This window comes from Acidiplasma sp. MBA-1, assembly GCF_000949015.1.
In the GTDB taxonomy this organism is placed as follows: domain Archaea; phylum Thermoplasmatota; class Thermoplasmata; order Thermoplasmatales; family Thermoplasmataceae; genus Acidiplasma; species Acidiplasma aeolicum.
In genome coordinates this window covers 20,984-27,399 of record NZ_JYHS01000006.1, presented here as the reverse complement: position 1 = coordinate 27,399, position 6,416 = coordinate 20,984, and the positions used below count along the sequence as shown (strand labels likewise).

General features: G+C 32.2%; 5 protein-coding genes and 1 tRNA gene. 5 read left to right on the top strand and 1 reads right to left on the bottom strand.

All coding sequences use genetic code 11. From position 1 onward, the window contains the following. The first annotated feature begins 551 nt into the window (after positions 1 to 551). The 5 genes from TZ01_RS08985 to TZ01_RS08965 all read left to right on the top strand — a co-directional run bounded on the left by TZ01_RS08985 (position 552) and on the right by TZ01_RS08965 (position 5,308). A complete protein-coding gene (locus tag TZ01_RS08985) occupies positions 552 to 1,601 on the top strand; it encodes an L-threonylcarbamoyladenylate synthase (RefSeq protein ID WP_048102594.1) in 1,050 nt (349 codons plus the stop codon). Beyond that, positions 1,591 to 2,505, top strand: a complete 915-nt coding sequence (locus TZ01_RS08980; RefSeq protein WP_048102593.1) for a GNAT family N-acetyltransferase — start codon at positions 1,591 to 1,593, stop codon at positions 2,503 to 2,505. Before TZ01_RS08985 ends, TZ01_RS08980 begins: the two co-directional genes overlap by 11 nt. Positions 2,506 to 2,548: 43 nt before the next feature. Then, entirely contained in the window at positions 2,549 to 3,493 is a 945-nt protein-coding gene (locus TZ01_RS08975) for a diacylglycerol/polyprenol kinase family protein (RefSeq protein ID WP_048102592.1), read from the top strand. A 72-nt stretch (positions 3,494 to 3,565) separates the two neighbouring features. Then, a tRNA-Gly gene (locus TZ01_RS08970) sits at positions 3,566 to 3,638 on the top strand. Between the two features lie 449 nt (positions 3,639 to 4,087). Beyond that, on the top strand, positions 4,088 to 5,308 hold the full coding sequence (locus TZ01_RS08965) for an MFS transporter (RefSeq protein WP_048102591.1): 1,221 nt from the start codon (positions 4,088 to 4,090) through the stop codon (positions 5,306 to 5,308). Here TZ01_RS08965 and TZ01_RS08960 read toward each other — a convergent pair. Further along, positions 5,295 to 6,380 (bottom strand): alkaline phosphatase family protein, encoded by a 1,086-nt coding sequence (locus TZ01_RS08960; RefSeq protein WP_052656894.1) that lies wholly within the window; start codon positions 6,378 to 6,380, stop codon positions 5,295 to 5,297. The genes TZ01_RS08965 and TZ01_RS08960 overlap by 14 nt on opposite strands. Positions 6,381 to 6,416: the final 36 nt, after the last annotated feature.

Sequence of the window (6,416 nt, the reverse complement as noted above, 5' to 3'; positions counted from 1 at the left end):
GTATTTAACATATAAATATTTAGTTCTAAAAATGTTTCAAAAAATATTATTTATTGAATATTTGTATTTAAATTCCAGAAATTCATAATAAACTCAGTGGCTTTCTTTCTGGTATATTGATTTGTAACAAAATCTATAATAATATCAGGAGCAGTTGCTATTATGTCTTTAATTATTATAATTATATATTTTTATAACAGAAGTAACAGAAGTTAAAGACAAATAACTTTAATTAAATCTATATACATTGTTTATGGATGGTGCTTATAGTCACCTTATGCTATACAGCGACAAATGTATGGCAACATCCAAAGGTGTTTCTTAGCATGGTTAATAAAAACCATAACATAACGGCCCGAATTAAAGACTATTTTCAATGAATCAGAAAGTTTTAATGCCACTGGCATAATTCAGCCCACATTGGCCCAGCATGGCGGGTAATGATATTCAAAATTTATATAAAATTAAATTTTTTTAATAAAAACTAGATTTATTAATATAATACTCTTAAGTCAATAATGTATTAATAAAATAATGTAATATAGCATAAAATGACAGAAATTTTAAATATTTCAGATAATAAATATTATGAATCAATAAAAAGGGCTGCAGAAATAATAAAAAATGGAGGCACTGTTGTTTTTCCGACGGAGACCGTTTACGGTCTGGGTGCAAACGCATATTCAGAAGATGCATGCAAAAAGATTTTTGAGGCCAAAAAAAGGCCTGCAGATAATCCATTAATTGTAACGGTTTCAAATTTTGAAATGGTAAATAATGTATGCTATATTGATAAAGATATTGAAGAAAAAATGAAAAAAATCTGGCCATCTCCATTAACATTGCTGTTAAAGAAAAAGGATGTAATACCGGATATAGTCACATCTGGAATGGATACAGTATGTGTAAGGTTTCCGGACAATAAAATCGCGCTCGATTTAATAGAGGCTGCAGGTGTGCCTGTTGCCGCACCCAGTGCAAATATAGCAACCAGGCCATCAATAGTTGATTCAAAAGATGCAATAAAGGAACTTGATGGCAGGGTGGATGCAATCATAGACGCGGGCAGGGTAAAATTTGGTGTGGAATCCACCATACTTGATGTTACAAAAAAACCATACAGTCTTCTACGCCCTGGTGCGTATTCCGTTGAGGATATTGAGGCGGTATTTGGCCAGATATATATAAGCCCTGTTGCCGAGGGTTATAAGGAATCCAGCATTGCGCTTACACCGGGCATGAAATACCGGCACTATGCCCCCTCAAAGAAATTATTCCTTATTGAAAATGAAGAAGAATTCAGGGAGTTTATATCATCAGACAGATCCAGGGAATTCCTGGTTTTATGTTCAGCGGACAATGCAAAATATGCAAAATTTGATAAAATTGTTCTCGGAAAAAATGCTGTGGAGGCTGCACATAACCTGTTTTATGACTTCAGAATACTTGATCAGAGTGATAAAAAATATGGTGTTATTCAGGCATTTCCTGAAAAAGGGATTGGCTTTGGCCTAATGAACAGAATTAGAAAGGCAAGTTTTCTTATAATAAAGGACAAAGAAAATATAGATAAAATAAATGAAGTATTAAATGAGTCCTGAAAGCTATAAGATCAGATGGGATTTAATACTTAAAAAGGAGATAGAATACCTGCAAAAAAAATATCCTGATATAGATGTTAAATCAAATTATCAGGGCATAATTTCAGACCTGATGGAAAATAAGATAAAATCAAAAATAATGGTCAATAAAAACGATTTAATTGCCTATGGGTATATTATGGATTCCGTTGAAAAGCATGATAGGATTTATGCTGATATTGGATTCCTGAACCAGAAATACATAAACAATGAGAGATTAAAGGTATTTTTTGACTGGATTCTTGAGGCCGGTAAAAATTCGAGAAAAAAGATTATGCTAAATCCAATATTTAATGAAAATGAAATTTCAGAAAAATACCTTGAGTCAATAGGCTTTAAGAAGGCAGTGAGAAAAAGAATGGTCTTAAATCTGGATGATTATACCTATAATGAAATTAGTACAAAATACGAAACAGGAAACCCAAGGGATATATCATCTGAAATTTATGCAGATGCTGAATATGATGCATTCAGGTATTCATCTGATGCCTTTCTGTTCAGCAGCATCAGGCAGGATAGAATAGAATCTGTAAATTCTTTATTTAATGGAGAATATGGAAAGATATTATATGATGCATCCCTAATAATAAAAAACAAGGGAAGGGTAATTGGATCGGTGCTTTCCTCACAGATAAGCTTTGACCGTGCCTTCATACTTTCAATTTTTGTAAAGAAGGAGCATAGGAATGAGGGAAACGGCAAATACCTTTTATACTCGGCATTAAACAGGTTAAAGGCACTATCATATAAGTATGTGTACCTCTGGGTAAATGAAAAAAACACTGCATATAAAATGTACGGGGATGCAGGGTTTAAGTTTGATAACTATCCTCCGGAGATTATATATTATATTAATAAACCATGAATGGCAAGCAAAAATATTAAATCATTTTATTGTTTTCCCATTTATGAGTATTATAGATTTTATTTCCATGGCATTATTTATTGCCACAATTATATATATATCATTAAAGCAGATAGAAACATTCAAAATTAAACTACTTGTTTCCATACCTTTTATTATTCTTATATTCCTATTTTCAAGATCTTTTGTACTTCTTCCAATATATATTTATTCATTAATAGCTGCAACATATTTGTACACAATATTTTTTTATATACCATTTGCCATAGATTTTATTTTAATTTTAATATCCTCATTAGACCATATGGCCACACTAAAATTGCTTTTGATATCAATATCAGTGCCAATGCTTATGTCGATGTTTCTTGATAAGAACATGAAAAAGTACGGATTGGAAAATGAGGAGCATAAGGGCAAGGATATTAAAAGAGAATCATACAGAGACTATTTCCAGATAGGAACAGGTATAATTACCATTCTTGTTTTTGTATTTTTCGGGCATTTTGGAAAGGTTATAATCCTTTATTCTGTGCTCTTAATATATCTTTTTGGCAATATACTGTATCTGCATAAGGATTACAGAATTACTAATCTTGTATACAGAATGGAAAGGGAAAACACAAAGCTTGGCCTTGGTTCAATGTATCTTGCATCAGGTTTTTTGCTTGTTATGGGTTTTATAGGTTCCATCAAGGTGCTTTATGTGGCGGCATTCCTTATAATGGTTGGGGATTCCCTTGCAACAATAATAGGTATGAGGCTGAGAACCCCAAGGCTTGTGTATAATAATAAAAAGTCAGTTGGTGGATTTCTTGCAATGTGCATTCCATCATTTATCTTCGGTGTTTTTTTCATTTTTTATGTACCTGCAATATTTTATTCAGTTTTTGCCACATTTGCAGAAAGCATATCCAATAAAATAGCAGACGATAATATTACAATACCTGTATCTATAATAATAGCCCATTTTATTCTTGCCGTGGCCTGATATTTAAAAAATAATTTTTTAGAAAGGCATTAACTGCAAAATTTTTATAGTCTAATGTATTTTAGATGTTAAGCGAGTGTGGTGTAGCCTGGTAACACGCGACCTTGCCAAGGTCATGCCCCGGGTTCAAATCCCGGCTCTCGCACTTTTTTTATTTAATGTTTATTTAATTGTGTGATTATTTAATATTAAACACATATCTTTTTGTGACCATAATTAACTGAACTTTAGATTATGCCTTCCGTTAACCATTTTAGCATACACATTTGCAAGTTATCATCCATTTGATGCCTAAATCTTAAATACTGTACAAAATCCCTAATCCTGTTAAATGCCTCATGGTTTCTTTTTAATTATATTATATGATGCAATACTTATCAGAATTATTAACAGCATTTATGAAATTTTAATTCATGTTAATTGCGCAAAACCACGGTTTCTGTATGCTGTGAAATATTGCAATCATAAAAATATCAATGAAACTAATGGCCATAGTATTATTTATGTAATTTTCTAATAGATAGTTTATAAATCAATAGTATAGTAATAAAGTTTAAGTATTGCCATGCAATTACTACTATCTCGTGATTAATTATGATTAATAAAAATAGTAGAAATGGTATATTATTTACGGCAGTTATAATAATGGTAATGACAATAGCAATGAGGTCAACAAATAATATGGTGATTACCACACTGCCATTGCTATCCAAAATTGACCTTGGCTTTTCCAAATTCTTTGTTGGTATTATATCTGCATTGCTTTACCTCTTTACATTTTCAGCAACGTTTTACATAAATCCAAGATTATCTGCATCGCCTAGAAGATTTTTATTTATAATATCAAATATTGTAATTACAGTTTTACTAGTATTATATTTCCTTGCAAATTATATAATTATATGGCCTGTATCTGCACTGGCAGGTTTTTCATATGGAATGCTGATGCCCAATCTAATTACCTCAGCATCATTGATAAATGATCAGAAAACCAGGGAGAGGCTTATATCCCTATATTCAGTTGGATTGAGCTTAAGTTTAATCATAGGGCCAGTATTTGAGGACTATATACTGTCAATAACCTCAAACAATTACAGACTGGTATTCTTATATTTTGTGCCCATAGCAGTGGCCGGCCTAATTGCCTCAATATGGATAAAATTCCCCGAGACCAAACATGAGAACAGGAAAAGAGCATTTAAAAATAGGTCTCTTAAGATTTCAATTTTAACCATAACCACGTATAATGTTCCATTTGCTGCACTCAGCATTTTCCTGACCCTATTTGCCATAAGCAGATTCCACATATCAGGTGCACTGGCTTATTCACCATATATTTATTTCTTTGCAGTCTCATTCATAACCAGATCATTTATGACAGTACGTCCATTTAACTCCATTAAATCACCATTGCTCATATCAATAATAATAACGGCGGCCGCACTTGCAGCCTTCCCATTTTTGCCAAACTTTTTATCATTTATACTGGTAATGATGCTCCTTGGAATTCCTCATGGATCAGTATTCCCATTATCAACAATAATAATATCTAGAGGTTCAAGCCTGGAGGAACGCAGCGCTGTAAATTCATATTTCATGGCATACAATAATATACTATTTATGATAATTCCCCTTGTCTTTGGTTATATTGTTGGCATAATAGGGTATTCTGTATCATTTTTCCTTTTGATCATTCCTGTGATAGTATCATCAGTAGCATTATACTGGAAATACAGCAATGACGAAATCTTTTCATATTCGTCATCTAATAAGGGCAGGGTCCGGAAAAATGCAAGCAAAATTATATATAAATAAGCGGGACTAACTGTTCATCCTCAGTTAGCCCGCCGTGATGGCTTTTAAGCAGTGGTTTATCCCTGTTATTCTGAACCTTATATATTAAAGCCCTCCCATCCTCTGGTAGGAGTAAATAGTCCCCTACTCTATTCAGAAACCTTTGACTTACATTTCCCAAAAGATTTTTATTAATTATATCATTGTATTTAAAAATAGAAACATTTTCATATTTTATAAGGTCTGAAATATCCTGCCTTGTTTTTAAAAACATGGCCCTTGAATCACCGTATGGCATTATATCCAGCCTTTCAAGGAGGTCTTTATTGTCATTTATAATAACATTTTCTGAAACAGGTACATGCCCATGATCCGCTGTTATGATTATATTATAATTATCCTTGTATTTTTCAACACTATTCTTTACATTGTTTATAATTTCATCTGCTGCATTTAGCACAAAATCCTGATAGGTACCATAGGCATGTGCAAGTGAATCAATAAATGGTATGTAATAGTATATAAAATCATAACCCCTGGATGCTGCATTATCCAGCTGGTAAATTGAATCCCAGAAGAACTTATACTGATAATAATCCCCATCCATCATTACGGAGGTAAATGTTGTTTTATCAAGCCTTCCCGGCATTATAACGGCATATTTTTTATCAGTATTTTTTAGGTATGGTTTTATATCATATTCATCTGTAAAATTTCTAATTGGCTGCAATGCTTCAGATGTATCAAGTCCGTTAAATGTAAACCTCATGGGGTTTATCACACCAATGTCATTTGTATAATTTGTGTATCCTATTACACCATGTTCTCCAGGCATCATTGCTGTAAACAATGTTGTAATAACGCTTGCTGTTGTTGATGGGAACACTGTTGTAATTTTTCTGTAATTCATATTAATATTCAATCTTTTAACATAATTTATGCCGAATCCATCAATTAGAACCAAAATTGTTTTATCCTTTTCAAGGTTAATATCAATTGGTTCCCTTTGTGTATTTACACCTAAAGAATCCGATAACTTTACTGCAAGATTATATATGCTGTTTTTTTTATAATCAGGATAAACAAATGTCATAAATCATTATTGCTTTTTTATATATATCCTTAGTTG

Coding starts and splice junctions, on each gene's coding strand:
- TZ01_RS08975 (WP_048102592.1), top strand. CDS start 2,549: ATGAGTATTATAGATTTTATTTCCATGGCATTATTTATTGCCACAATT.
- TZ01_RS08965 (WP_048102591.1), top strand. CDS start 4,088: ATGATTAATAAAAATAGTAGAAATGGTATATTATTTACGGCAGTTATA.
- TZ01_RS08980 (WP_048102593.1), top strand. CDS start 1,591: ATGAGTCCTGAAAGCTATAAGATCAGATGGGATTTAATACTTAAAAAG.
- TZ01_RS08985 (WP_048102594.1), top strand. CDS start 552: ATGACAGAAATTTTAAATATTTCAGATAATAAATATTATGAATCAATA.
- TZ01_RS08960 (WP_052656894.1), bottom strand. CDS start 6,380: ATGACATTTGTTTATCCTGATTATAAAAAAAACAGCATATATAATCTT.